This is a genomic window from Micromonospora sp. WMMD975, from assembly GCF_029581215.1.
Classification (GTDB): domain Bacteria; phylum Actinomycetota; class Actinomycetes; order Mycobacteriales; family Micromonosporaceae; genus Micromonospora.
In genome coordinates this window covers 4,686,109-4,709,546 of the sequence record NZ_CP120739.1, presented here as the reverse complement: position 1 = coordinate 4,709,546, position 23,438 = coordinate 4,686,109, and the positions used below count along the sequence as shown (strand labels likewise).

Below are 23,438 nucleotides of genomic sequence, written 5' to 3'. Positions count from 1 at the left end.
GTACTCTGGGTGCCTGGTCGGAGCCGATCACATCAAACGTGCGGAGCCAATAGTGGTCATGCGTAGCAGTCCCCTGCCGAGGATGAGCCGGCGCGGGCGCGTCACCATCGGGGTCCTGATCGGGGTGTTCGTGTTGTTCACCCTGCTCGGGTGGGGAGTCAACGCCTGGACCGACTGGCTGTGGTTCGACGAGGTCCGCTACACCCAGGTCTTCACCGGGGTGCTCGCCACCCGGCTGCTGCTGTTCCTGGTGGTCGGCGTCGGCATGGCGCTCGTCATCGCCGGCAACCTCTGGCTGGCCTACCGGGTGCGTCCCCGGATGCGCCCGCACTCGGCCGAGCAGGCCACCCTGGAGCGCTACCGGATGCTGCTGAGCCCTCGGCTCGGCACCTGGATCGCGCTGGTCTCCGCCGTCGTCGGGCTCTTCGCCGGCCTGTCCGCGCAGACCCGGTGGAGCCAGTGGCTGCTGTTCCGCAACGGCGGCGACTTCGGCGTCAAGGACCCCGAGTTCGGCGTCGACGTCGGCTTCTACGTCTTCCAGCTCCCGTTCTGGCGTTACGTGCTCGGCGTCGGCTTCACCGCGGTGGTGCTGGCCCTGCTCGGGGCGCTCGCCGTGCACTACGTCTTCGGCGGGGTGCGCCTCCAGGGTGTCGGCGACCGGATGACGAACGCCGCCCGCGCCCACCTGAGTTCGCTTGTCGCCGTCTTCGTGCTGCTCAAGGCCGTCGCCTACGTGCTGGACCGGCGCGCCATGCTGCTGGAGTACAACGAGGGCACCAAGCTCTACGGCGCCGGCTACGCCGACGTGAACGCGCTGCTCCCGGCGAAGGAGATCCTGGCCTGGATCTCCATCCTGGTGGCGCTCGCGATCATCGTCTTCTCCAACGCGGTGATGCGGAACCTGGTCTGGCCCGGCATCTCGCTGGCCCTGCTCGGCGTCTCCGCGGTGGCGATCGGTGGCATCTACCCGTGGGCCGTGCAGACGTTCGAGGTGAAGCCGAGCGCCCGGGACAAGGAGGCGCGGTACATCGAACGCAGCATCGCCGCGACCAGGTCCGCGTTCAGTCTCGAAGGCACGAAGACCACCGGGTACGCGGCGAGCAACCTCGTACCACCGGCCAGCCTCGCCACCGACACCTCGGTGGTGCCGAACGTCCGGCTGCTGGACCCGCAACTCGTCTCCGAGACGTACACCCAGTTGCAGCAGGTCCGTGGCTTCTACGACTTCGGCTCGAAGCTGGACATCGACAGGTACTCGGTCAAGGAGAAGACCTCCGACTACGTGGTCGGCGTCCGTGAGATCAACTACGGCGAGCTGACCGACCAGCAGAGCAACTGGATCAACCGGCACACCGTCTACACCCACGGGTACGGCCTGGTCGCCGCGCCGGCGAACCAGGTCGTCTGCGGCGGCCAGCCGTACTTCGTCTCCGGCTTCCTCGGCGAGAAGGCGCAGGAGGCGTGCTCCGCGCCGACCGAGGAGATCCCGGCCCAGCAGCCGCGCATCTACTACGGCGAGCGGATGGAACCCGACGACTACGCGATCGTCGGGCAGAACGGCGACCGCAACGTCGAGTTCGACCGCCCCACCCAGACCGGCGGAGAGCAGTACTACACCTACTCCGGCGAGGGCGGCGTCAAGATCGGCTCGTTCCCCCGGCGACTGCTCTACTCGATCAAGGAGCAGGAGCCCAACTTCCTGCTCTCCGAGGCGGTCAACGAGAACTCGAAGCTGCTCTACGTGCGTAACCCGCGCGACCGGGTGGAAAAGGTCGCGCCGTTCCTCACCCTCGACGGCGACCCGTACCCGGCCGTGGTGAACGGTCGCGTCCTGTGGATCATCGACGGCTACACCACGGCGGCCACCTACCCGTACGCCGACCGGGTCAACCTCCAGGCGGAGACCGCCGACGAGCTGACCGGACGGGGCACGTTCCAGCTCGCCCGGGAGAACGTCAACTACATCCGCAACTCGGTGAAGGCCACCGTCGACGCGTACGACGGCACGGTCAAGCTCTACTCGTACGACGACACCGACCCGGTGCTGAAGGCGTGGAACAAGGCGTTCGGCGGGGACCTCGTGCTGCCCAAGGGCGACATCCCGGCGGAGCTGGCCGCGCACTTCCGCTACCCGGCCGACCTGTTCAAAGTGCAGCGCAACCTGCTCACCAAGTTCCACGTCACCGATCCCGGCGACTTCTACTCCGGCCAGGACTTCTGGCAGGTGCCGAACGTGCCGGACGCGCCGGACAGTGGGCAGCGGCAGCCGCCCTACTACCTGTTCACCCAGTTCCCCGGGCAGGAGGGGCCGCGTTTCCAGCTGACCTCCGCGGTCACCCCGAACGGCCGGCAGAACCTCGCCGCGCTGGTCTCCGGCTCGTACGTGGACGGGCAGCCGCGCCTGGAGGTGCTGGAGTTGCCGGACCAGACCCGGATCTCCGGGCCGACCCAGGTGCACCAGCAGATGACGAACAACGGCGACATCCGGCAGCAGCTCAACCTGCTCTCCTCCAACCAGGCCCAGGTGCAGTACGGCAACCTGCTGTCGCTGCCGTTCGCCGACGGCATGCTCTACGTCGAGCCGGTCTATGTGAAGAGCAGCAGCCAGGACGCGTACCCGCTGTTGCAGAAGGTGCTGCTCTCCTACGGTGACGGCGGCTCGTACGTGGTGCTCGCCAACAACCTCGGCGACGGCATCAAACAGTTGGTCGAGCAGGGCAAGCAGGCCGGATCGGGCAACCCGCCGCCGAGCAACGACGACGACAACAACCCGCCACCGTCCGGCGGCGACAACAACACCCCGCCGCCGCTCACCGGCGAGCTGGCCGACGCGGCCGGCAAGGTGCAGAGCGCCATCGCCGAGGTCAAGGCCGCGCAGGCGTCCGGCGACTTCGAGCGGTACGGGCGGGCGTTGAAGGCGCTGGACGAGGCGATGACGGCGTTCCAGCAGGCCCAGGCGGCGGCGAAGGGATCCGCCGCGCCCGCGGGCAGCGCCTCGCCGTCAGCGCCGGCGTCACCCGCGCCGTCGGTGTCACCGAGCGGCTGACACCGGCCGACACCCCGTTTTGCGCCTCGCCGGGCCGGTGCGCTACGGTTAACGAGCCGACGCGGGGTGGAGCAGCTCGGTAGCTCGCTGGGCTCATAACCCAGAGGTCGCAGGTTCAAATCCTGTCCCCGCTACTCGTGACGAAGGGCCCCGGAGTGAACTCCGGGGCCCTTCGCCGTTTCCTCTTTCCCTGGCCTTGGCCCGGCTCCCGGCTCCGGTCTCCCGGCTCCCGGCTCCGGTCTCCCGGCTCCCGGCTCCGGTCTCCCGGCTCCCGGCTCCGGGCTCCCGTCTCCGGGCTCCGGGCTCCCGCCCTCGGCTCCGGGCTCCGGGCTCCCGGCCTCGGCCCTTTCTCGGCCTTGGCCCCTCGCCAGCTCGGGGAAGTGGTGTGGTCCGAGGCATGCGGACCGCACCACTTCGGCGAAATGGTGATGAGCGAGGGAGTGTGCCGTCGCGCCGTGGGTAGGTGCGGTTCCGGCGCGCGTGCGCTCGCGGGACCCGGGGAAACTGCTGCCCGGCGCCAGTTCGGGGAAACGGCGGTATCCGGGGTGTGCTGACCTCGCCGTTTCGGCGGAGTGGCGGCAGGGCGTGCTAGGTCGGCGAGGTGGCGTTGTCGGGGCCGGCGGGATCGGGGACCCGGCTGATCTCCACCATCGGGATGGAGTAGGCTGTACCTACCGACGCGGGGTGGAGCAGCTCGGTAGCTCGCTGGGCTCATAACCCAGAGGTCGCAGGTTCAAATCCTGTCCCCGCTACGTGATCGCGAAGGCCCCGGAGGAAACTCCGGGGCCTTTCGTCATGTCTCGATCCTTCCGCCCGATCCGGCGTGCCGTGGTTGCGTGCCTCGGCGAGGATGGGGGCATGGCTGGATGGAACAGATGGTGGGGCCGCCTGGGCGCGGTCATCGGGACGGTCGTGCTCTCGGTCTTCGTGCCGGTTGCGGCCTGGGCGTCGACGGGGACCGGCGAGGTCGTGGTGGAGGCCGCGCGCCGGCGCTCCCGTGGCGGCTTCGGGTTCCTCGGGCTGCTCTGCTGCCTGGTGGTGGTCGGCGGGATCGTGCTGCTGGTGCTGCTTCTCACCCGAGGCCGGCGCAACCGCCCGCCGCGCTGACGTGCCGAGCCGAGCCGCGCTGCCGCGCCGCGCCGCGCTTGAGCGGTGTTAAGCGGGGCCCCCGCCTCTACCAAAAGCGTTAAGCGGGGGCCCCTCCTTAACCGCCGGCCAGGGCGGCGGGGGGCCGAGCCCGACATGGTGTAATTGGCGCCGTGGAACTTCTGCACTCGGGCAAGGTCCGGGACGTCTACACCGACGGCGCGGACCTGATTCTGGTCGCCTCCGACCGCGTCTCCATCTATGACGTGGTGCTGCCGACCCCGATCCCGGACAAGGGCCGCCTGCTCACCGCGCTCTCGCTGTGGTGGTTCGAGCAGTTGTCGGACCTGGTGCCGAACCACGTCCTCTCGGCCACCGACGTGCCGGCGGAGTTCGCCGGGCGGGCGGTCCGGTGCCGGCGGCTGGAGATGGTGCCGGTCGAATGCGTGGCCCGGGGCTACCTGACCGGCAGCGGCCTCGCCGAATACGAACGCAGCGGCTCGGTCTGCGGCGTGCCGCTGCCCCGTGGGCTGGTGGAGGCGTCCATCCTGCCCGAGCCGATCTTCACGCCGACGACGAAGGCGCCGATGGGTGAGCACGACGAGTCGATCACCTACGACCAGGTGGTCGACAAGGTCGGGCCGGAGACCGCGGAGCGGCTGCGGCAGATCACCATCGACGTCTACCGGCGTGGTGCGGAGATCGCCGCCGACCGGGGGCTCCTGATCGCCGACACCAAGCTGGAGCTGGGCTGGGCAACGGACGGCACGCTTGTCCTCGCCGACGAGCTGCTCACCTCCGACTCGTCCCGGTTCTGGCCGGCCGAGTCCTACCAGCCCGGCCGGACCCAGTTCTCCTTCGACAAGCAGTACGTGCGGGACTGGGCCGTCGAGAGCGGCTGGGACAAGCGCCCGCCCGCGCCGGAGGTGCCCGCAGACGTGGTCGAGGCGACCCGCGCCCGTTACGTCGAGGTGTACGAGAAGCTCACCGGCAACCGCTGGGACTGACCGCGTCACCGCCATCTGCCCGTACCTGCTGGACCCGCCCGGGGTAACCGTCGAGCGAGACCGCGCTGCGGCGGGTGGTCGGCGACCGGGACGTGCAACGGGCCCAGTGGGAGCGGCTGGTCGAGCTGGCCGCGTTGCCGCACATCCGGCTCTACGTGGTGCCCGACGGGGTGGGCGCGCATCCGGGTCTGACCGGCGGTTTCGTGCTGGCCATGCTGCCGGACGGCGACGAGGTGGCCTATGTGGACGGCGCCTTTCGGTCACGTCGTCGACCGGCCGGACGCCGTGGCTACGATGAGGATGATGTGGGACACGCTGCTCAGCGAGGCACTGCCCGCCGGCGTGTCCGTCGAGCTGATCGGAAAGCTGGTGAGCGAGCTGTGAACACTGCCCCCACCCCCCGGTGGCGCGTGTCGAGCCGGTCTGGCAACGGCGGCAACACCTGCGTCGAGGTCGCCGACAACCTGCCCGGCCGGGTGCTGGTGCGCGACTCCAAGGATCGCGCCGGCGGCACCCTCGGGTTCGCCCCGGCCGCCTGGCGGGCCTTCGTCACGCGGGTGAAGGTCGACTGACGTCCCAGCCGCTGTGCCCGGCCCGGAGTGGGCGCTGAGGGCTTCGGTCAGCCCGGGGCCAGGAGGCAGAACTCGTTGCCCTCCGGGTCGGTGAAGACCTTCCAGTGGATGTCGCTGCGACCCAGGTCGACGGCGGTGGCGCCGAGCGCCCGCAGCCGACTCGCCTCGGCCTCCATGTCGTCATCCGGGTAGGGGCGGACGTCGAGATGGACGCGGTTCCAGCCGGTCTTCGGGTCGGGCGAGCGGAGGAACAGCAGATAAGGGCCGACGTCCTTGGCGGAACGCAGCACCGCCTTGTCGTCGGTCACCTCGTGCAGGGTCCAGTCCGTGGCCTCGCTCCAGAAGCGGGCCATGAGTCGCGGGTCCGCGCAGTCGACCACCACCGCGGCGATCGGCCCGGTCTCGTCGTAGTGGGAGTCGAGCACGCAGAACTCGTTGCCGTCCGGGTCGGCCATCACCGTCCACGGGACGTCGCCCTGGCCGATGTCGACGGTGGTCGCGCCGAGCTGCGTCAACCGCGCGACGATTTCCGCCTGATGGGCGGCCGAGGTGGCGGCGAGGTCGACGTGCACGCGGTTCTTCACCGTCTTGGGTTCCGGGGAGACGACGAGGTCGATGCAGACGGCCGTCGGGTCGGGATAGACGATGCCCGGGGGCTCGAGGTTCGTCACGCCCGGGCCCTCGCTGGAGAGCTCCCAGCCGAGCGCCTCCGCCCAGAAACCGCCGAGCGCGGCGTCGTTCCGAGCCTTCATGTTGATCTGCACAAACCGCGTCGCCATGCCGCGATGCTAGGCGATCGCCGGCCGGCTAGTCCTCCCAGTTCAGGGTGCGCTGCACGGCCTTGTGCCACTGGCGCAGTTGATGCTGCCGGTGCGCCGGGTCCATGGCCGACTCCCACTGGGCGTCGGAGCGCCACTTCTCCCGCAGCGTGGCCAGGTCCGGCCAGAAGCCGACCGCCAGGCCGGCCGCGTAGGCGGCGCCGAGGCAGGTGGTCTCGGTGATCCGCGAGCGCACCACCGGCACGTCGAGCACGTCGGCGAGAAACTGCATCAGCAGCGCGTTGCCGGTCATCCCGCCGTCCACCCGCAGCCGGCGCAGCGCGACGTCGGAGTCGGCGTTCATCGCGTCGACCACCTCGCGGGTCTGGAAGGCGGACGCCTCCAGCGCCGCCCGGGCCAGGTGGCCCTTGGTGACGTAGCCGGTCAGACCGGCGATGACGCCCCGGGCGTCGCTGCGCCAGTGCGGGGCGAACAGGCCGGAGAAGGCCGGCACCACATAGCAGCCGCCGTTGTCGTCGACCGTGCGGGCGAGCTCCTCGACCTGCGCGGCGGTGGAGATCAGACCGAGGTTGTCGCGGAGCCACTGCACGAGTGAGCCGGTGACCGCGATCGCGCCCTCAAGCGCGTACGCGGCCGGCTGGCCCTCGATCCGGTAGGCCACGGTGGTGAGCAGGCCGTGCCGTGACGGCACCGGGCTCGCGCCGGTGTTGAGCAGCAGGAAGCTGCCGGTGCCGTAGGTGCACTTGGCCTCGCCGGGCTGGAAGCAGGTCTGCCCGAACAGCGCGGCCTGCTGGTCGCCGAGCGCGCTTGCCACCGGCACCCCGGCGAGCACTCCCTCGGCGGTGCCGTAGACCTCGGCCGAGCAGCGGATCTCGGGCAGCATCGCGGCCGGGATCCGCAGCGCGTCCAGCAGCTCGGGCGCCCAGTCGAGGGTTTCCAGGTCCATCAGCAGGGTGCGGCTGGCGTTCGTCACGTCGGTGACGTGCCGCCCGGTCAGTTTCCAGATGAGCCAACTGTCCATGGTCCCGAACAGCACCTCGCCCCGCTCGGCCCGCTCGCGCAGCCCGTCGACGTGGTCGAGGAGCCAGCGCAGCTTCGGCCCGGCGAAGTAGGTGGCCAGGGTCAGGCCGGTGCGGGCCCGCAGCCGCTCGGCGTCGTACGTCTCGGCCAGCTCGCGCAGCAGCGGTGCGGTGCGGGTGTCCTGCCAGACGATCGCGTTGGCGACCGGCCGGCCGGTCGCCCGGTCCCAGACCACTGTGGTCTCCCGCTGGTTGGTGATGCCCACCGCGGCGAGGTGCTCGGGACCGATGTCGGCGTTCGTCAACGCCTCCCGCACCACGTGCTCGACGTTCGTCCAGATCTCCTCCGCGTCGTGCTCGACCCAGCCGGGTCGCGGGTGGATCTGCCGGTGTTCGCGCTGGGCCACGGCGACGATCTCGCCGGCCCGGTCGAAGACGATGCACCGTGAGGAGGTGGTGCCCTGGTCGATGGCGGCGACGAACTCTCCGGTCACGCAGGCACCGTACCCGCCGGGAGCGTCCCACGCCTCCCACCGACCGGCCCGTACGATCAGCAGACGTGCGTGACATTGCCGTGTTCAGCGGGACCGCCCACCCCGACCTCGCCGCCGAGATCTGCGCCCACCTCGCCGTACCGCTGCATCCGGTGCGGGTGTCCCGGTTCGCCAACGACTGCCTTGAGGTGCAGTTGCAGGCGAACTGCCGGGAGCGGGACGTCTTCCTCATCCAGCCGCTGGTGCCGCCGGTGCAGGAGCACCTGGTCGAGCTGCTGCTCATGATCGACGCGGCCCGGGGCGCGTCGGCCGGCCGGATCACGGTGGTGCTGCCGCACTACGCGTACGCCCGGTCGGACAAGAAGGACGCGCCGCGCATCTCCATCGGCGGGCGGCTCGTCGCCGACCTGCTCACCTCGGCCGGGGCGCACCGGGTGCTGGCCATGACGCTGCACTCGCCGCAGGTGCACGGTTTCTTCAGCGTCCCGGTGGACCACCTGCACGCGTTGCGCGAGCTGGCCGCCCACTTCCGCGGGTACGACCTGGGCAACGCGGTGGTGGTCTCGCCGGATCTGGGCAACGCGAAGGAGGCGGCGGCGTTCGCCCGGATGCTCGGCACCCCGGTGGCGGCCGGCGCGAAGCAGCGGTTCAGCGACGACCGGGTGCAGATCAGCACGATCATCGGGGACGTGGCGGACCGGGACGTGATCGTGCTGGACGACGAGATCGCGAAGGGCAGCACGGTGGTCGAGTTGATCTCGCACTTGCGGGAGCGGCGGGTCCGCTCGATCCGGCTGGCCTGCACGCACGGGCTCTTCTCCAGCGGCGCGTTGGAGCGGCTGAGCGCGCAGGACGGCGTGTTGGAGATCGTCTGCACCAACACCGTGCCGATCCCGGCGGAGAAGCGGGTGCCGAAGCTTGAGGTGTTGTCGGTGGCGCCGGCCCTGGCCGAGGCGATGCGCCGGATCCACAACGGCGAGTCGGTGAGCGCGCTCTTCGGGTGAGGGCGGGGGGCGGCCGGGCCGCCGCCCCGAGGGCCGGGTCGCGGCCGGACGGTCAGCCCGACGGCCGGGTGGCGGGACGGTCAGCCGTCGAGCGGGCCGGCGGTGGGCTGGCGGGTGGTCAACGTCGCGGTGATCCGGACCACCGTGCCGGCGTCGCCGGTCTCGACCTCCATGGTGTCGCTCAGCTCCCGGGCCAACCAGAGGCCCCAACCGCCGGCGGTCTCCGGCGCGGGTCGGTCGCGGTCGCGCAGCCGCCGTTCGCTGATCCCGGAGCCGTGGTCGGCGACCTCGCAGACCAGCTCGCCGGTCCGGCGCCAGAGCCGGAGCCGGCCCTGACCGCCGCCGTGCCGGACCGCGTTGGTGATCAGCTCGTTGACCGCCAGCACGAAGTCGTCGAGCCGCTGGCCGGCGAGACCCACGGCGTGCGCGCAGGAGGTGACCGAGTGCCGAAGCTCGGTCACCTGGGCCTGGTCGAAGGTCTCGGCGATCAGGAGGGAGGTTTCGATGGGCACAACCGTACGCGGTGCGGGGAGTTCTCCGTTTGTCATGACCCGTCCCGACGATGCTTCCCGACGACTTCGCGGCTTTTCCACCGTACGTCAGGGTTTCCCGGACCGCTCCCGGAGGCCCCCCGGTGACCGGCTGTGGCAGGGTGGCGGCCATGCCGTCGTCCTCCGGCCTGGAAGGCCCGCTCTGGCGGTCCCTCGCCGTGTTCCGGTTCGCCTCCCTGGCGTACGTCGGGGTGCTCGTGCTCCGCGACGGCGGCCAGTACGCGCACCCGGTGGCGGCCGGTGGTGTCCTGCTCGGCATGCTGGCCTGGAGCGGCGTGACGACGGCCGGCTACCGCCGCCCGGCCGGGCGGCGTTGGCCGCTGCTCCTGGCCGACCTGGTGGTGGTGCTGGCGATCATTCTGGCCACGCCGTGGGTGGTCGGCCGGCCGGCGCTCGCCGCCGGCGTGCCGGTCCTGACCTCGGCCTGGCTCGCCGGGCCGGTGCTGGCGTGGGCGGTCGCCGGCGGGCGGCGGTGGGGCACGGTGGCCGCGCTCGTGCTCGGCGCCGCCGACCTGGCCACCCGGGATCCGATCAACCCGTCCGCGTTCACCGGGGCGATCCTCCTGCTGCTGGCCGGCGTGGTGGTCGGGCACGTGGCCCGGCTCGCCGTGGAGGCGGAGGCCCGGTTGCAGCGGGCGGTGGAGCTGGAGGCGGCCACCCGCGAGCGGGAACGGCTGGCCCGGGACATCCACGACTCGGTGCTCCAGGTGCTGTCGTTGGTCCGGCGGCGCGGCGCCGACCTGGACGGCGAGGCGGCCGAACTGGCCCGGCTGGCCGGCGAGCAGGAGGCCGCGCTGCGGTCGCTGATCGGCCGGGCGGGCGCGGCGCCGGAGCGGGCCGGCGACGACCGGGACCTCCGCGACCTGCTCGACCGGTACGCCTCGGGCCAGGTTCAGGTGGCCGCGCCGGCCACCCCGGTGCCGCTGCCCGCGCGGGCGGCCGGAGAGCTGGCCGCGGCGGTCGGCGCGGCGCTTGACAACGTGACCCGGCACGCCGGTGGGCGGGCCTGGGTGCTGATCGAGGACGAGGAGGAGACGGTGACCGTCTCGGTACGCGACGAGGGGCCGGGTATTCCGGACGGGCGGCTGGCGGAGGCCGCGGCGCAGGGCCGGCTCGGGGTGGCCCAGTCGATCCGTGGTCGGGTGGCGGATCTGGGCGGCGACGTCCGGATCGTGTCCGCACCCGGCGCCGGGACCGAGATCGAGCTGACCGTGCCGAGGAGCCGGCGGCGGTGAGCATCCGGGTGATGGTGGTCGACGACCACCCGATGTGGCGGGAGGGGGTGGCCCGCGACCTGACCGAGGCCGGCCTCCAGGTGGTGGCGACGAGCGGCGAGGGGCGGCAGGCGGTCCGGGTGGCCGCGGCGGCCCGACCCGACCTGGTCGTGCTCGACCTGCAACTGCCGGACGTCTCCGGGGTGGAGGTGGTCCGGGGGCTGCGCGCGGCGCTGCCCGACGTGCGGGTGCTCATGCTCTCGGCAAGCGGTGAGCCGCAGAGCGTCCTGGACGCGGTCAAGGCCGGCGCGACCGGCTACCTGGTCAAGTCGGCCGCCCCGGCCGAGTTCCTCGACGCGGTACGCCGCACCGCGGCCGGCGAGCCGGTGTTCACCCCCGGTCTGGCCGGTCTGGTGCTCGGCGAGTACCGCCGGCTGGCCGCCGCGCCGCCGGCCCCGCACGACGACGCACCCCGGCTCACCGAACGGGAGACCGAGGTGCTGCGCCTGGTCGCCAAGGGGCTGTCCTACAAGCAGATCGCCGAGCGGCTCCGGCTGTCGCACCGGACCGTGCAGAACCATGTGCAGAACACCCTGGGCAAGCTCCAGTTGCACAACCGGGTCGAGTTGACCCGGTACGCCATCGAGCGGGGCCTGGACGGGTGAGTCACTGCGTCGGCGGGGGCTGGGTCTCGTGCACCGCCAGCTCCTCGGCGGTCGCCCCGCCCCCGGCGGCGCCGGCGTCGTAGGCGACGTTGTCGGTCTCCAGGTCGGTGTGCGCCCCCTCGTCCGGCTCGACCAGCCGGCCCACCTCGTGGTCGGCGACCGTGCCGAGCTGACCGTGGTCGTAGATCGAGACCGGAGAGTTCGGGTCGGAGACCGGGCCCGGGTCGAGCACGTCCGCGTCGAGTTGGGCCTGCGCGGCGGCCTCCTCGCTGTCCGCCTCGGCGGCGATCGCCGGGTCGACCGGGCCGGCGAGCGGATCGTCGGCCGGACGTTCGTACCGCTCGCGGTCGAGCTTGTCGTCGAGCGACTCGCCGTCGAGCTGTTCCTCGGCCGTGGTACCGAACTGGTCCACGGCGACCGGGGTGCGGTCGCCGGGGATCTGGGCCGGCTCCGGGCCGTCCGCCTCGCGCCCGGTGAGCACGTCGTCGTTGGCGGTGGAGTCGTCGTCGGCGGTGTCGGGCAGGCCCTCCGCCTCAGGGTCGGACACGGGGGTGGGGAACTCGTCGTCGCGCATGCCGGAGAACTACCCACTGCGCTCGCCGCATTAACCGCCACCGGCCGGGAGGATCGGGAGAAACGGGGCGAAACCGCTCCTCAGTTGCGGAAGGCGGCCTCGTCCTCGGCGTACAGCACGCACCACACCACCTTGCCGTCGGGCAGCGGCGTGCTGCCCCAACGCCGGGCCACCGTGTCGATGAGCAGCAGCCCCCGACCGCCGACGGAGTCGACAGGCGCCGGACCGGCGTACGCGGGACGCCCGCCGGCATGGTCGCGGACGGCCATGTGCAGGGCGTCGCCGCGCGGCGCCAGCCGGAGCGTCATCGGGGTCGCCGCGTGCGCGACCACGTTGTTGACCATCTCGGTGACCGCGATGCAGGCCGGCTCCGCCAGCTCCGGCAGGCCCCACCGGAGGCACCCGGCGGCGACGAGCGACCGGGCCTCGCGGGCGGCCTCCGGCACCGGGGGCAGATCGGCGTCGCGCAGGTCGGTCGGCGCAGGCGCCGGTGGGTCGACCGGGTCGACCTGGTTGGGCGGGCTGAGCAGGTCGGGCGGGTCGAGCAGCAGCTCGGCGGCCGGCCAGTCGGCGACCGCGCGGCGGACCGCGTCGAGCACGTCACGGACGGACGGGTCGGGGATCCGCAGCCCGGACAGGTCGACCCGCACCGGGCCCGGCCGCTCCCAGAGCCGGGCGAGCAGCGCGCCGCGTACCGCCTCGGCCCCGGGCCGGTCGAGCACCCCGGTCAGCCGGACCGTCGCGGAATCGTCGGTCTCCACCAGGCAATGCGCGTCCGTCGGCATGATCGTCCCATTGTGCACGTCGGCCCCCAGGCGCGCATCGGTCCGCTCGACGGGACTCATGGGCGACCGGACCTGGAACGTCGGCTGAACGCCGCGACCGTGCCGACCGCGGTGCCGGCCGCGGCCAGCCCGAAGGCCGCCGTCAACCGCAGCAACTGGCCGCGCCGGCCGGACCAGCCGTCGGTACGCATCCCCTCCCCGTCCGGGGTGAAGACGTTGCCGGTGGCGTCCAGGCGTACGCCGGGGCCGAACTGGGTGCGCGCGGTGTACCAGCCGAGCACCCGCTCGGCAAGCACCGGGGCCAGCCGCCACTGGAGGCCCATCAGCCGGGCCGCGCCGCCCGCGTACGCCTCCCGGCGCGGCCGGCGCAACAGCCGGAGCATCGTCGCGGCGACCATCTCCGGCGGGTAGACCGGCGGTGGCGGGGTCAGCTCCCGCCCGGTGTGGTTCGCGGCGTGCCGGAAGAACGGCGTGTCGATGGTGGCCGGCAGCACGGTGCAGAGCGAGACGTTCCCGCGGCCGGTCACCCGCAGCTCCTGCCGGACCGTGTCGGACAGCCCGCGGATGGCGTGCTTGGTGGCGTTGTACGCCGACTGGTACGGCATGGCCACCTCGGCCAGCACGGACGCGTTGTTGATCAGCACCCCGCCGCCGGCCGCCACGAGCCAGGGCAGTGCGGCCCGGGTCCCGTGCACGGTGCCGAGCAGGTTCACCTCGACCACCCGGCGGAACTCGGCCACCGGGATCTCGTCGAACAAGCCGACGGTGCCCACCGCCGCGTTGTTGATCCAGGCGTCGAGATGCCCGTACTCGGCAGCCGCTCGCGCCGCCAGGAGTTCCACCGCGTCCGGATCGGTCATGTCGGTGGGCACCACGAGGGCATGCCCGCCGAGTTCCCGGCAGTGCGCGGCGACGCGGTCGAGGGCCGCCTCGGTCCGGGCGGCCAGCACCACGGCCGCCCCCTGACCGGCCAGGGCGTACGCGGTGGCCGCGCCGATGCCGCTGGAGGCGCCGGTGATGACGACTGTGGCATCGGCGAGATCTCGGGTGAGCGCCATTCCTCGGCGGTACCCCAGGGCCGGCCGGTCATGCCGGCGACCCGGACGCTGATCGGGTTCGGTCGGAACCGGTGTCCCGCCCATGGGACGCTCGCCACCATGCTGATCTGCCAGGTTTGGGGCCGGCGACCCCGGGTTAATGGGACGCTCTACCGGGAGACCCAGCTACCGAGCAACGCATGGAGGTGCACCATGCGCGTCGGCCTTGTATGCGCGCACGCCGGCTCGTCCACCGATGGTCCCATGGTCGGGACTCAGGAGCACATTGCGCGCGTGGCGGCTGAACTCGCCGCCCGGGGCCATGAGGTCCGTGTGTACGAACGCCGCGACGCGGCCGTCCAGCCCGCCCTGGCGGAGCTGGACGGCTACCGCCTGGAACGTGTTCCGGTCGGGCCGCCCGACCCGCTGCCCACCGCCGAACTGGTGCCGCACGTGGCCGAGTTCGGCAGGTGGCTGACCGACGCCTGGTCCGGCGACTGGACACCCGACGTGGTGCACGGCCACTACTGGGTCGGCGGGCTGGCCGCGGCCCAGGCGGTCCGCGCCACGAACATCCCGGTGGTGCAGACCTTCCACTCGCTCGGCGTCGAGCAGCTCCGCCACCTCGGCCGCGGCTACACCGGGCCGGGCCAGCGGATCCCGCTCGAACGGGCGCTGACCCGGGCGGTCGACGTCGCGGTCGCCCAGTGCAACGACGAGGTCGACGAGCTGACCCGGATGGGCCTGCAACGCACCTCGGTGGCGATGGTGCCGACCGGCGTGGACACCGGGCAGTTCCACCCCGACGGCGAAGCGGCCCCGCGGGACCAGCGACCCCGGATCCTCTCCGTGGGCAGGCTCGCGCCCGGACACGGCCAGGACGACCTGATCCGGGCGATGCGGCTGGTCGGGGACGCGGAACTGGTGATCGCCGGTGGTCCGCCCGCCGAGCGGCTGGCCCGGCACGCGGAGGCGCGCCGGCTGCGCGAGCTGGCCGAGCGGACCGGAGTGGCGGAGCGGATCCAACTCGTCGGCGCGGTCCCGCACGACCAGATGGCCACCTGGTACCGCTCCGCGGACGTGGTGGCCTGCACCCCGCACTACTCGTCCGCCGGGCGGGTGTCGCTGGAGGCGATGGCCTGCGGCGTGCCCGTGGTCGGCTACGCCATGGGCGGCATCGCCGACGCCGTCGTCGACGAGGTGACCGGCAAGCTGGTGCCGCCCGGCGACGTGCGCACGCTCGGCGTCACCCTGCGCCGGATGCTCACCGACAACGCCGGCCGGTTCGCGTACGGCCACGCGGCCGTGGACCGGGTGCGGTGCAGCTACAGCTGGGAGCGGACCGCCGCGGCGCTGGAGCGACTCTACGAGCGGGTGATCGGGCGTCGCCGGCCGTCCACGGTGGAGCCGACGACCGCCCCGGTCGGGGTCGAGGTCGAGGCGGCCGTCCCGGAACGCGGGCCGCTCGAAGCGGCCTGAGCCGGGAGCACCCCGGCACCGACCAACGCCGGCTCCCGGCTCCGGACGGTCGCGTGGTGGTGCTGCGGCTCGGCGTACCGGGTCAGGCCGACTACGGCCGCGAGGGTGACCAGGAAGCCGAGCCCGGCCAGCCACTCCCGACCGGGCCAGATCTTGTCGTTGAGCAGCAGCAACCCGACGATCGCCGCGGGCACCGCGCCGGCCGCGTCCATCGCCGCCACCGCCGCCGTGGTCGACCCGCGTTGCATCGCCAGGCCGAGCAGCAACTGCCCGACCACCGAGTGGACGATCAGCAGGTAGAGCAGCGGATCCCGGAGGAACGCCTCCGCCGATTCGGCGGAGGCGAGTGGGCGGGCGGCCACCGCGGCGGCGGAGAACGCCATCCCGGCAAGGGAGCCCAGCACCACCGACCCGAGCGCGCCGTGCAGCCGGGCCGCGAAGAAACCCGACCCGGCGATCACGCCGAGCGCCGCCACCAGACCGACCAGCCCGGCGGTGCCGAGCTGCCGGGACGGCGCCGGCTCGGCCGACAGCACAAGCGCGGTGATCCCGCCGAACAGCAGCACCAGCAGCACCAGCTCGGCGGCCGGCAGACGCCACTTGAGCACCATCACGCCGAGCACGGCGGTCACCCCCAGCCCGGCCGCCACACTGGCCTGGACCAGGAACAGCGGCAGGTCCCGGCGGGCCAGGAAGGCGAACACGAACCCGACGACCTGGCAGCACAGGCCGATCAGGTACGTCCGGTGACCGGCCAACCGCAGCAGCAGCCCCGGGTCGAACGTGTGGTGCACGGTGGTCCGCGCGGCGGCGACCGACTGGAGGAGGTTGGCGAAGCCGTACGCGACGATCATCGCCGCGAGGAAGCACCAACCGGAGGAGACCACCCCGCGAGGATAAGGCTCGGACCGGGTCAGCGCTCGGCCGGCCGGCCCAGCCGGCCCAGGATGTCGTCGTGCAGTCGGCCGTTGCTGGCCACCGCGCTGATGTCGGCGGAGTCGACGCCGGCCGGGGCGGGTCGCCCCGCCAGGTCGGTGAACCGGCCACCGGCCTCGGCGACGATCGGCACCAGCGCGGCGATGTCCCACAGCGACAGCTCCGGCTCCACCATCACGTCAAGTGCCCCCTCGGCCAACAGCATGTAGCCGTAGAAGTCGCCGTACGCCCGGGTACGCCAACTGTCCCGCATGAGCTGGAGCATCGCGTCCAACCGGCCGGCCTGTTCCCAACCGGTCAGCGAGGAGTAGCAGACACTCGCGTCGGCGAGCGCCGTGACGCCGGAGACCCGGATCGGCGCGCCGTCCGCCGGCCCGGTCCCGGCGAACGCGCCCGCGCCGAGCGCGCCCCACCAGCGCCGGCCCAGCGCCGGCGCGGACACCAGGCCGAGGACCGGCCGGTCCTGTTCCAGCAGCGCGATCAGCGTGGCCCACACGGGTACGCCCCGGACGAAGTTCTTCGTCCCGTCGATCGGGTCGACCACCCAGCGCCGCCCGTCCGGGCCGGTGGCGGGCTGCTCCCCGTACTCCTCGCCGAGCAGTCCGTCGGTCGGGCGGTGAGTGGCCAGCAGGGCGCGGATCTCCCGCTCCACGGCGGTGTCCGCATCGGAGACCGGGGTCAGGTCCGGCTTCGACTCGACCCGCAGGTCGAGGGCGCGGAACCGGGCCGTGGAAACGGCGTCGGCGGCGTCGGCGAGCACATGGGCGAGGGCGAGGTCGTCGGCGTACCCGGTCATGGTCCACACGCTAGCGCCGCCCGCGCGGCAGGTCCCGGCGGGTGGCCGCCGGTCCGCCGGTCAGGAACCGGCGAGCGGGTCGCCCGGGTTGCGCTCGGGCTCGCGCGCGTCGCCCTCGCCGCTGCGGGAGGCGAGCAACCGCCGGTACGAGGCGAGCCGGCGCGGGTCGGCCCGGCCGGCGGCCACCCAGGCGTCGAGCGCGCAGTCCGCCTCGTCGGCGGTGTGCGGGCAGTTGGGCGGGCAGTCCACGGTCGCCTCGACCAGGTCGGAAAAGCCGTGCAGCAGGCTCTCGGCGGAGACGTGCGCCAACCCGAAGCTGCGGATGCCCGGGGTGTCGATGATCCAGCCCGGATCGCCGCCGGCGCCCGGGTCGGGCGGCAGGCGCAGCGCCACCGCGCTCGTCGAGGTGTGCCGGCCCCGGCCGATCGCGCTGACCGTGCCGACCGCCCGCTCCGCCTCCGGCACGAGCCGGTTGACGAGCGTCGACTTGCCCACGCCGGAGTGGCCCACAAGCACCGAGACCCGGCCGGCGAGCAACGTGCGCAGGTCGGCCAGGTCGGAGCCCGGGCGGATCAGCACGTACGGCAGCTCCAGCTCGGTGTAGTAGCCGAGCACCGCCTCCGGGCCACCCAGATCGGCCTTGGTGAGGCAGAGCAGCGGCTCGATGTCGGCGTCGTACGCGGCCACCAGACAGCGGTCGATGAACCCGGTGCGCGGCGGCGGGTCGGCGAGCGCGCTGACGATCACCAGTTGGTCGGCGTTGGCCACCACCACCCGTTCCAGCCGACCTTCGGCGGTGGTGTCGTCGTCGTCCGCGGTGCGCCGCAGCACGGAGGTGCGCTCGGCGATGCGCACGATGCGGGCCAGCGCGCCGGACGCGCCGGAGACGTCACCGACCAACCCCACCCGGTCGCCCACCACCACCGACTTGCGGCCCAGCTCGCGGGCGCGCATGGCGGTGACGACCGGGTCGTCCGGGCCGGCCTCGGGGCGGACGCAGGTGTAACGGCCCCGGTCGACCGCGATCACGAACCCGTCGACCGCGTCGGCGTGCCGGGGCCGGGTGCGGGTGCGGGGGCGCGACGATCTGCCGGGACGGACCCGGACGTCGTCCTCGTCGTACTCCCGCCGCCTGGTCGCCAGGACGCCCCCCGCTGTCAGCTCTTGTCGGTCACCATGCCCGACCATAGTGCCGGGAACTCGGGCATGGTCTTCGAGGTGCACGTCACGTCGTCGACCTCGATGCCGGGGACGGCCAGCCCGGCCACCGCCGCGGCGTGCGCCATCCGATGGTCGGCGTACGTCCGGAAGGTGCCGCCGCGCAGCGGGCGGGGCCGGATCTCCAAGCCGTCGCGGGTCTCGGTGATGTCGGCGCCCAGGGCGGTAAACTCCTTGGCCAGCGCGGTGACCCGGTCGGTCTCGTGGCCCCGGATGTGACCGATGCCGGTCAGCCGGGACGGGCTGTCGGCCAGCAGGGTGAGCGCGGTCAGCACCGGGGTCAGCTCGCCGACGTCGGAGAGGTCGGCGTCCACCCCGCGTACCGCGCCGGTGCCCCGTACCCGCAGGCCGTCGGTGCCGAGCGTCACCTCGCCGCCCATCCGGTGCAGCAGCTCGCGCAGCCGTTCGACCGGCTGGAGGCTGCTGTGCGGCCAGCTCTGGAGGGTGACCTCACCGCCGGTGACGAGCGCGGCGGCGAAGAACGGTGCGGCACCGGAGAGGTCGGGCTCGATGTCCCAGCCGCGCCCGGTGAGCGGGCCCGGCTCGACCACCCAGACGTCCGGCGTGGTGTCGTCCACCGCGGCCCCGGCGGCGCGCAGCATCTGCACCGTCATCCGCACGTGCGGCGCGGACGGCACCGGCGGCCCCTCGTGCCGGACCACCACGCCCCGGTCGAAGCGGGGTGCGGCCAGCAGCAGCCCGGACACCAGTTGACTGGACGCGGAGGCGTCGATCACGACCTCGCCGCCGGTCACCCGGCCGGCGCCGAGGACGACGAGCGGCAGGCTGCCGGCCGGCGGGGCGTCGACCCGGACGCCGAGGGCGCGCAACGCGCCGATCAGCGGGCCGAGCGGGCGGGTGCGGGCGTGCGGATCGCCGTCGAACGTGACCCGCCCCGCGGCCAGCCCGGCCACCGGGGGCAGGAAGCGCATCACGGTGCCGGCCAGGCCGACGTCGACGTGCGCCGGGCCGACAAGCGGGTGCGGGCGGACCAGCCACCGGTCGTCGTCGGAGACCGACATGTGCGACCCCAGCTCGCGCAGGCCGCCGGCCATCAGCTCGGTGTCCCGGGCGCGCAGCGGCCGGTCGAGTGTCGACGGCCCACCGGCCAGCGCGGCGAGCACCAGGGCCCGGGCGGTCATCGACTTGGAGCCGGGCAGGCGCAGCGTCGCGGTGACCGGGTCGTTCGCGGTCGGCGCGGTCCACGGCTGCGGCGGACGGGTAGCGGTCAGATTCCCCACGCTCACATTCTGCCGCCCCGACGGGCCCGTCGGGGTGCCCGTCGGGCCTGCTCCCGGTGGGCGGGACAGCCGGAACGGCCCGGTGGGGCTAGCGTGGGCCCCATGTGCGGGAGGTACGCGACGACCAGGAGCGCGGGCGACCTGAGCGCGCTGTTCGAGTCGACCGACTCCACCGGCGCGGTCGAGCCCGACTTCAACGTCGCCCCGACCGATTCCGCGCCGCTGGTCCGGCTCGCGCCGGAGGGGCACCGGCTGCTCTCCCTCGGCCGTTGGGGGCTGTTGCCGCCCTGGTCCCGCAGCGCGGCCGGCGCCGCCCGGATGATCAACGCGCGGGCCGAGACGGTCGCCACCAGCCGGGCGTACGCCCCGTCCTTCGCCCGCCGGCGCTGCCTGGTCCCGGCCGACGGTTGGTACGAGTGGGTGCGCCGGCCGGACGGCGGGCGGCAACCCTACTTCATGACCCCGCGGGACGGCTCGGTGCTGGCCTTTGCGGGCATCTGGTCGCTCTGGGAGGCGGCCGGGACGCCCCGGCTCACGTTCAGTGTGCTGACCACCGCGGCGCTCGGTGAGCTGGCCGAGGTGCACGACCGGATGCCGCTGCTGCTGGCCCCGGATCGGTGGGCCGCCTGGCTGGGCCCGACCGACGAGCCCGCCGCGCTGCTCGTCCCGCCGGACGCCGGACAGCTCGCCGCGCTGGAGATCCGGCCGGTCGCACCGGCGGTCGGCGACGTCCGCAACGACGGTCCGGAGCTGATCGCCCGGGTCGTCCCGGCGGCTGCGGAGGCAGACCGGGAATCGACGTTGTTCTGATCACGCTGAGCACATTGTCGAGTGCTGATTTGCCAGGGTTGCGCCGGAAAAGTCACCCGCCGGTTTAGTCATGTTTACCGAAGACTCTTGTCTCGGCGTGCGCGAGTGCGATAGAACACAGCGCCGGTGATGGCGTCAGTTCGCACGGGGCGAATGACATCCATCGATCTTTAGGGAGATCTTCGCCGGTCCCACGGGGGAGGTGGGTGTATTGACACGGGCACGCATGCCCCGACCGCACGAGGTGGCGGCGGCGCGGCGCGATCCGCGGCTGCTGCGGGCGTTGCGCGAACGGCGACAGGACGAGGCGTGGCGCACCAGGGGCACATGCCAGAGCGTCGATCCGGAGACGTTCTTTCCGGCGCCCAACGAGCCTGCGGACGCGGCGGTGGCGCTCTGCCGCACCTGCGACGTCCAAGGCTCCTGCCTGGCCTGGGCCTTGGAGGTGGGCGACTGCCACGGCGTCTGGGGCGGCACCACGCCGCGTGAGCGGCGAGCCATGCTCGTCGCCTGGCGCAGCGAGGTTCAGCCGGATCCGGACGCGGTCGACGAGCCCGGGCCGCCGGTCCGAGACCGCCTGCTCACGCTGGTGCCGCTGAGCTCCTGACCGACGATGTCAGGCCGGGTCCGTGCGTGTGCGGCGTTGGCCGCGCGGCACGTCCGCTGTCGGTGGTTGTTCCGCGCCCTGCCGTCGCCGGCCGGTCCGCCGTGCGCAGATGTCGGTGGTGTTCCGCGCCCTGCCGTCGCCGGCCGGTCCGCCGTGCGCAGAATGGGCCGGTGCGGCACGACGACGAGATCGAGACCCCCCGGGGGCCGGCGCGCATCCGGCTCGACCCGCCGACGGCGACCGGCGGCACCCTGCTCGTGCTGGGTCACGGCGCGGGCGGCGACGTCGACGCGCCGGATCTCGTGGCGGTCCGCGACGCGGTCCGTGACGCCGGGGGTGGGGTGGTGCTGGTGACCCAGCCGTACCGGGTCGCCGGCCGCCGCGCGCCCGCACCGGCCGGGCACCTCGACGAGGCGTGGACGTCGGTGCTGGCCGAGCTGCGCCGGCGCCTGCCGCACACCCGCCGCTGGGTGGTGGGCGGCCGGTCCAGTGGCGCCCGGGTGGCCTGCCGCACCGCGTGCGCCGTCGGCGCGGCCGGCGTGGTGGCGCTGGCGTTCCCGCTGCACCCGCCCGGGCGGCCGGACCGATCCCGGGCCGACGAGCTGGGCACCGGCCTGCCGACGCTTGTGGTCAACGGCGACCGGGACCCCTTCGGCGTACCCGATCCCGCGTCCGGCGTCGAGGTGGTGGTCCGGCCGGGGGAGCGGCACGACCTGCGCCGGGACCCGCCTGGCACGGCCGAGGTGGTGCGCGCCTGGCTCGCGGCCCGGGGATGGCTGTCCTGATCACGCCGCGCCTCGGCGGTGGCCACGCCTCGGTTCCGGCTGTGCGGGTCGCGTCCATGCTCATCGCCCACAGGTCGGCCTTGCCGTCGCCGTCGGTGTCCACCACCCACACGTCGGTGTGCCGAGTTCGGCTGCCGTGCCTCTGGCCGACTGCCTGACGGCAGCGTGGCTCGGGCGTGCGAGCGTGACCGTCCCCGGCGAGCGTTCGTTGCACCGGTTGGCACCGGCCGGCCGGGCTCGGACGTGACCGGAGTCACCTCCCAGGCCCTTCCTGGTCCCAGCATCGGTCGCGGCCGAGGCTGGGACCGGGAACGGGTGGCGGCCCCGTCCTCCATCACCCGACCCCTGCGGAAGCGAGCGAGATCTTGGACGCGAATGGCCCCAGGGAGGCGGAATCGTCCAAGTCACCCGGGCTCTCGGGCTACCGGGCAGGCAGGGGAAAGGGGCATTCGGCGCACGGTGGCTCTGTTCTCCGGTCGGATCTCGCACGAGACAGGGCGGGTGGCGAGTTTCGGTCAATGATCGACACCAGTCCGATGAAACGGTGGCATCCCGGCCAACCGGATAGCGCCACTTCGCCGAGCTGGCGTCCGGCCCGTCCCGGCCACCTTAAGCACCCGGACCCTCCGGGCCGCCGCGAGGTGGGAAAGTGGGGCAAGAAGCGCAAATCGCCCCGGTCCGCCGGTCAGGCCCCCCGCTTCCCGCGATCCGAAACACGAATCCCGACCATCGGGCGATGGCGCTGTTGATCATGAAGTTGGCGCACGCAAATACGGCGAAACATGCCGGTAACCTCATGATCGACGCGGGGGTGGCGTGCAGGGGTGCGCGTGCGGGAGGGGCTGTGGTGGCCGGAATGCGGAGGGCTGGGGATCGCGTTGACCCCCTTTGGGAAACGACATTGCCAGCGCGAGGGGGGTGACCGGTGCCGGTCGAGACTCGGAGCCGGGAACGGGACGAACGGGACGAACGGCAGCTCCGGCGGCTGCTCGACGCGCCGGAGTGGCAGGCGTCGGCGTCGACCGTGAGCACCGGCACACACTCGGGAAGTGAATCTGCCGCCGGGCGGGTACGCGTATCCTCGGCGGGAAAGCATCCGACGCGAGGGGATGTGCGGTTGACCACCGAGAAGACGGACGAGCGCAGGGCCCGCTTCGAGCGGGACGCGATGCCCTTCGTCGATCAGCTCTACGCTGCCGGGCTGCGGATGACCCGCAACCCGGCGGATGCCGAGGACCTGGTCCAGGAGACGTACCTCAAGGCGTACGCCGCCTTCCACCAGTTCGAGCAGGGCACCAACCTGAAGGCCTGGCTCTACCGGATCCTGACCAACACCTACATCAACTCCTACCGGAAGCGGCAGCGCCAGCCCGTCCAGGCGCCGACGGACGAGATCACCGACTGGCAGCTCGCCGAGGCGGAGTCGCACACGTCGAGCGGTCTGCGCTCGGCCGAGACCGAGGCGCTCGACCGGCTGCCGGACAGCGACGTCAAGGAGGCCCTCCAGCAGTTGCCGGAGGAGTTCCGCCTGGCGGTCTACCTGACCGACGTCGAGGGTTTCTCCTACAAGGAGGTCGCCGACATCATGGGCACGCCGATCGGCACCGTGATGTCCCGCCTGCACCGGGGCCGACGCAACCTGCGGAAGCTGCTGGAGCGGTACGCGGCGGAGCGGGGTTTCAGCGCCGCCCCGTCGAAGGGTTCGACCGCCGCCGCCAGCCGGGAGGTGTGAC

General features: G+C 72.9%; 22 protein-coding genes and 2 tRNA genes. 14 read left to right on the top strand and 10 right to left on the bottom strand.

Features of this window, described 5'->3' with window-relative positions; translation table 11 throughout:
• The first annotated feature begins 58 nt into the window (after positions 1-58).
• The 6 genes from O7613_RS20650 (at position 59) to O7613_RS20625 (ending at position 5,711) form a co-directional block, all read left to right on the top strand.
• Entirely contained in the window at positions 59-3,046 is a 2,988-nt protein-coding gene (locus O7613_RS20650; RefSeq protein ID WP_282289648.1) for a UPF0182 family protein, read from the top strand.
• A 60-nt stretch (positions 3,047-3,106) separates the two neighbouring features.
• Positions 3,107-3,180, top strand: a tRNA-Met gene (locus O7613_RS20645).
• A gap of 544 nt (positions 3,181-3,724) precedes the next feature.
• Positions 3,725-3,798 (top strand) — tRNA-Met (locus O7613_RS20640).
• 106 nt (positions 3,799-3,904) lie between these two features.
• Positions 3,905-4,153: a hypothetical protein gene (locus O7613_RS20635; protein ID WP_281586804.1), complete on the top strand. Its 249-nt coding sequence runs from the start codon at positions 3,905-3,907 to the stop codon at positions 4,151-4,153.
• Positions 4,154-4,305: 152 nt separating this feature from the next.
• On the top strand, positions 4,306-5,139 hold the full coding sequence (locus O7613_RS20630; RefSeq protein ID WP_282289647.1) for a phosphoribosylaminoimidazolesuccinocarboxamide synthase: 834 nt from the start codon (positions 4,306-4,308) through the stop codon (positions 5,137-5,139).
• A 410-nt stretch (positions 5,140-5,549) separates the two neighbouring features.
• Positions 5,550-5,711: a DUF397 domain-containing protein gene (locus tag O7613_RS20625; protein WP_282289646.1), complete on the top strand. Its 162-nt coding sequence runs from the start codon at positions 5,550-5,552 to the stop codon at positions 5,709-5,711.
• A gap of 47 nt (positions 5,712-5,758) precedes the next feature.
• Here O7613_RS20625 and O7613_RS20620 read toward each other — a convergent pair whose 3' ends face one another.
• Complete coding sequence (locus O7613_RS20620) at positions 5,759-6,490, bottom strand: VOC family protein (protein ID WP_282289645.1); 732 nt, start codon at positions 6,488-6,490, stop codon at positions 5,759-5,761.
• Positions 6,491-6,518: 28 nt separating this feature from the next.
• A complete protein-coding gene (gene glpK / locus O7613_RS20615) occupies positions 6,519-8,003 on the bottom strand; it encodes a glycerol kinase GlpK (protein WP_281586809.1) in 1,485 nt (494 codons plus the stop codon).
• Positions 8,004-8,068: 65 nt separating this feature from the next.
• On the opposite strand from glpK, the gene O7613_RS20610 reads away from it, so the two are divergent.
• Positions 8,069-9,007, top strand: a complete 939-nt coding sequence (locus O7613_RS20610) for a ribose-phosphate pyrophosphokinase (RefSeq protein ID WP_281586810.1) — start codon at positions 8,069-8,071, stop codon at positions 9,005-9,007.
• Between the two features lie 80 nt (positions 9,008-9,087).
• Here the strand turns inward: O7613_RS20610 and O7613_RS20605 are convergent, their stop codons facing one another.
• A complete protein-coding gene (locus O7613_RS20605) occupies positions 9,088-9,555 on the bottom strand; it encodes an ATP-binding protein (protein WP_282289644.1) in 468 nt (155 codons plus the stop codon).
• A gap of 113 nt (positions 9,556-9,668) precedes the next feature.
• Between O7613_RS20605 and O7613_RS20600 the strand changes: the two genes are divergently transcribed.
• Together O7613_RS20600 and O7613_RS20595 are read left to right on the top strand one after the other, a co-directional pair.
• Entirely contained in the window at positions 9,669-10,793 is a 1,125-nt protein-coding gene (locus O7613_RS20600; RefSeq protein ID WP_282289643.1) for a DUF5931 domain-containing protein, read from the top strand.
• 11 nt (positions 10,794-10,804) lie between these two features.
• Positions 10,805-11,437: a response regulator transcription factor gene (locus O7613_RS20595; RefSeq protein WP_281590098.1), complete on the top strand. Its 633-nt coding sequence runs from the start codon at positions 10,805-10,807 to the stop codon at positions 11,435-11,437.
• A 1-nt stretch (position 11,438) separates the two neighbouring features.
• Here O7613_RS20595 and O7613_RS20590 read toward each other — a convergent pair whose 3' ends face one another.
• The 3 genes from O7613_RS20590 to O7613_RS20580 form a co-directional block, all read right to left on the bottom strand.
• Entirely contained in the window at positions 11,439-12,011 is a 573-nt protein-coding gene (locus tag O7613_RS20590; protein ID WP_281586813.1) for a DUF5709 domain-containing protein, read from the bottom strand.
• 80 nt (positions 12,012-12,091) lie between these two features.
• On the bottom strand, positions 12,092-12,796 hold the full coding sequence (locus O7613_RS20585) for an ATP-binding protein (protein WP_282289642.1): 705 nt from the start codon (positions 12,794-12,796) through the stop codon (positions 12,092-12,094).
• Positions 12,797-12,852: 56 nt separating this feature from the next.
• Positions 12,853-13,854, bottom strand: coding sequence for an SDR family oxidoreductase (locus O7613_RS20580; RefSeq protein WP_282289641.1), 1,002 nt, complete (start codon positions 13,852-13,854; stop codon positions 12,853-12,855).
• 192 nt (positions 13,855-14,046) lie between these two features.
• On the opposite strand from O7613_RS20580, the gene O7613_RS20575 reads away from it, so the two are divergent.
• Positions 14,047-15,312, top strand: a complete 1,266-nt coding sequence (locus tag O7613_RS20575; RefSeq protein WP_282289640.1) for a glycosyltransferase — start codon at positions 14,047-14,049, stop codon at positions 15,310-15,312.
• Here O7613_RS20575 and O7613_RS20570 read toward each other — a convergent pair.
• Genes O7613_RS20570 through aroA form a run of 4 tightly spaced genes read right to left on the bottom strand, consistent with a single transcriptional unit; the run spans position 15,198 to position 19,503 of the window.
• Positions 15,198-16,166 carry a hypothetical protein gene (locus tag O7613_RS20570; protein WP_282294581.1) on the bottom strand — a complete coding sequence of 323 codons (969 nt, stop codon included), beginning with the start codon at positions 16,164-16,166 and terminating at the stop codon, positions 15,198-15,200. The genes O7613_RS20575 and O7613_RS20570 overlap by 115 nt on opposite strands.
• A gap of 59 nt (positions 16,167-16,225) precedes the next feature.
• On the bottom strand, positions 16,226-17,044 hold the full coding sequence (hisN, locus tag O7613_RS20565; RefSeq protein WP_282289639.1) for a histidinol-phosphatase: 819 nt from the start codon (positions 17,042-17,044) through the stop codon (positions 16,226-16,228).
• A 60-nt stretch (positions 17,045-17,104) separates the two neighbouring features.
• Entirely contained in the window at positions 17,105-18,232 is a 1,128-nt protein-coding gene (gene rsgA / locus O7613_RS20560; protein WP_282289638.1) for a ribosome small subunit-dependent GTPase A, read from the bottom strand.
• Positions 18,202-19,503 carry a 3-phosphoshikimate 1-carboxyvinyltransferase gene (aroA, locus tag O7613_RS20555; protein ID WP_282289637.1) on the bottom strand — a complete coding sequence of 434 codons (1,302 nt, stop codon included), beginning with the start codon at positions 19,501-19,503 and terminating at the stop codon, positions 18,202-18,204. Before aroA ends, rsgA begins: the two co-directional genes overlap by 31 nt.
• A gap of 102 nt (positions 19,504-19,605) precedes the next feature.
• On the opposite strand from aroA, the gene O7613_RS20550 reads away from it, so the two are divergent.
• The 4 genes from O7613_RS20550 to O7613_RS20535 all read left to right on the top strand — a co-directional run bounded on the left by O7613_RS20550 (position 19,606) and on the right by O7613_RS20535 (position 23,437).
• Positions 19,606-20,313, top strand: a complete 708-nt coding sequence (locus O7613_RS20550) for an SOS response-associated peptidase (protein WP_281586820.1) — start codon at positions 19,606-19,608, stop codon at positions 20,311-20,313.
• Between the two features lie 211 nt (positions 20,314-20,524).
• Positions 20,525-20,920, top strand: coding sequence for a WhiB family transcriptional regulator (locus O7613_RS20545; RefSeq protein ID WP_281586821.1), 396 nt, complete (start codon positions 20,525-20,527; stop codon positions 20,918-20,920).
• A 170-nt stretch (positions 20,921-21,090) separates the two neighbouring features.
• Complete coding sequence (locus O7613_RS20540) at positions 21,091-21,705, top strand: alpha/beta family hydrolase (protein ID WP_282289636.1); 615 nt, start codon at positions 21,091-21,093, stop codon at positions 21,703-21,705.
• 925 nt (positions 21,706-22,630) lie between these two features.
• A complete protein-coding gene (locus tag O7613_RS20535) occupies positions 22,631-23,437 on the top strand; it encodes a sigma-70 family RNA polymerase sigma factor (RefSeq protein ID WP_281586823.1) in 807 nt (268 codons plus the stop codon).
• Position 23,438: the final 1 nt, after the last annotated feature.

Bases quoted from the DNA above. Each gene is read 5' to 3' on its own strand.
- O7613_RS20580 (WP_282289641.1), bottom strand. From the start codon at position 13,854: ATGGCGCTCACCCGAGATCTCGCCGATGCCACAGTCGTCATCACCGGC.
- O7613_RS20590 (WP_281586813.1), bottom strand. From the start codon at position 12,011: ATGCGCGACGACGAGTTCCCCACCCCCGTGTCCGACCCTGAGGCGGAG.
- hisN (WP_282289639.1), bottom strand. From the start codon at position 17,044: ATGACCGGGTACGCCGACGACCTCGCCCTCGCCCATGTGCTCGCCGAC.
- O7613_RS20600 (WP_282289643.1), top strand. From the start codon at position 9,669: ATGCCGTCGTCCTCCGGCCTGGAAGGCCCGCTCTGGCGGTCCCTCGCC.
- O7613_RS20595 (WP_281590098.1), top strand. From the start codon at position 10,805: ATGGTGGTCGACGACCACCCGATGTGGCGGGAGGGGGTGGCCCGCGAC.
- O7613_RS20635 (WP_281586804.1), top strand. From the start codon at position 3,905: ATGGCTGGATGGAACAGATGGTGGGGCCGCCTGGGCGCGGTCATCGGG.
- O7613_RS20620 (WP_282289645.1), bottom strand. From the start codon at position 6,490: ATGGCGACGCGGTTTGTGCAGATCAACATGAAGGCTCGGAACGACGCC.
- O7613_RS20570 (WP_282294581.1), bottom strand. From the start codon at position 16,166: ATGATCGTCGCGTACGGCTTCGCCAACCTCCTCCAGTCGGTCGCCGCC.
- O7613_RS20605 (WP_282289644.1), bottom strand. From the start codon at position 9,555: ATGACAAACGGAGAACTCCCCGCACCGCGTACGGTTGTGCCCATCGAA.
- O7613_RS20585 (WP_282289642.1), bottom strand. From the start codon at position 12,796: ATGCCGACGGACGCGCATTGCCTGGTGGAGACCGACGATTCCGCGACG.
- O7613_RS20550 (WP_281586820.1), top strand. From the start codon at position 19,606: ATGTGCGGGAGGTACGCGACGACCAGGAGCGCGGGCGACCTGAGCGCG.
- O7613_RS20575 (WP_282289640.1), top strand. From the start codon at position 14,047: ATGCGCGTCGGCCTTGTATGCGCGCACGCCGGCTCGTCCACCGATGGT.
- rsgA (WP_282289638.1), bottom strand. From the start codon at position 18,232: ATGGTCGGGCATGGTGACCGACAAGAGCTGACAGCGGGGGGCGTCCTG.
- O7613_RS20650 (WP_282289648.1), top strand. From the start codon at position 59: ATGCGTAGCAGTCCCCTGCCGAGGATGAGCCGGCGCGGGCGCGTCACC.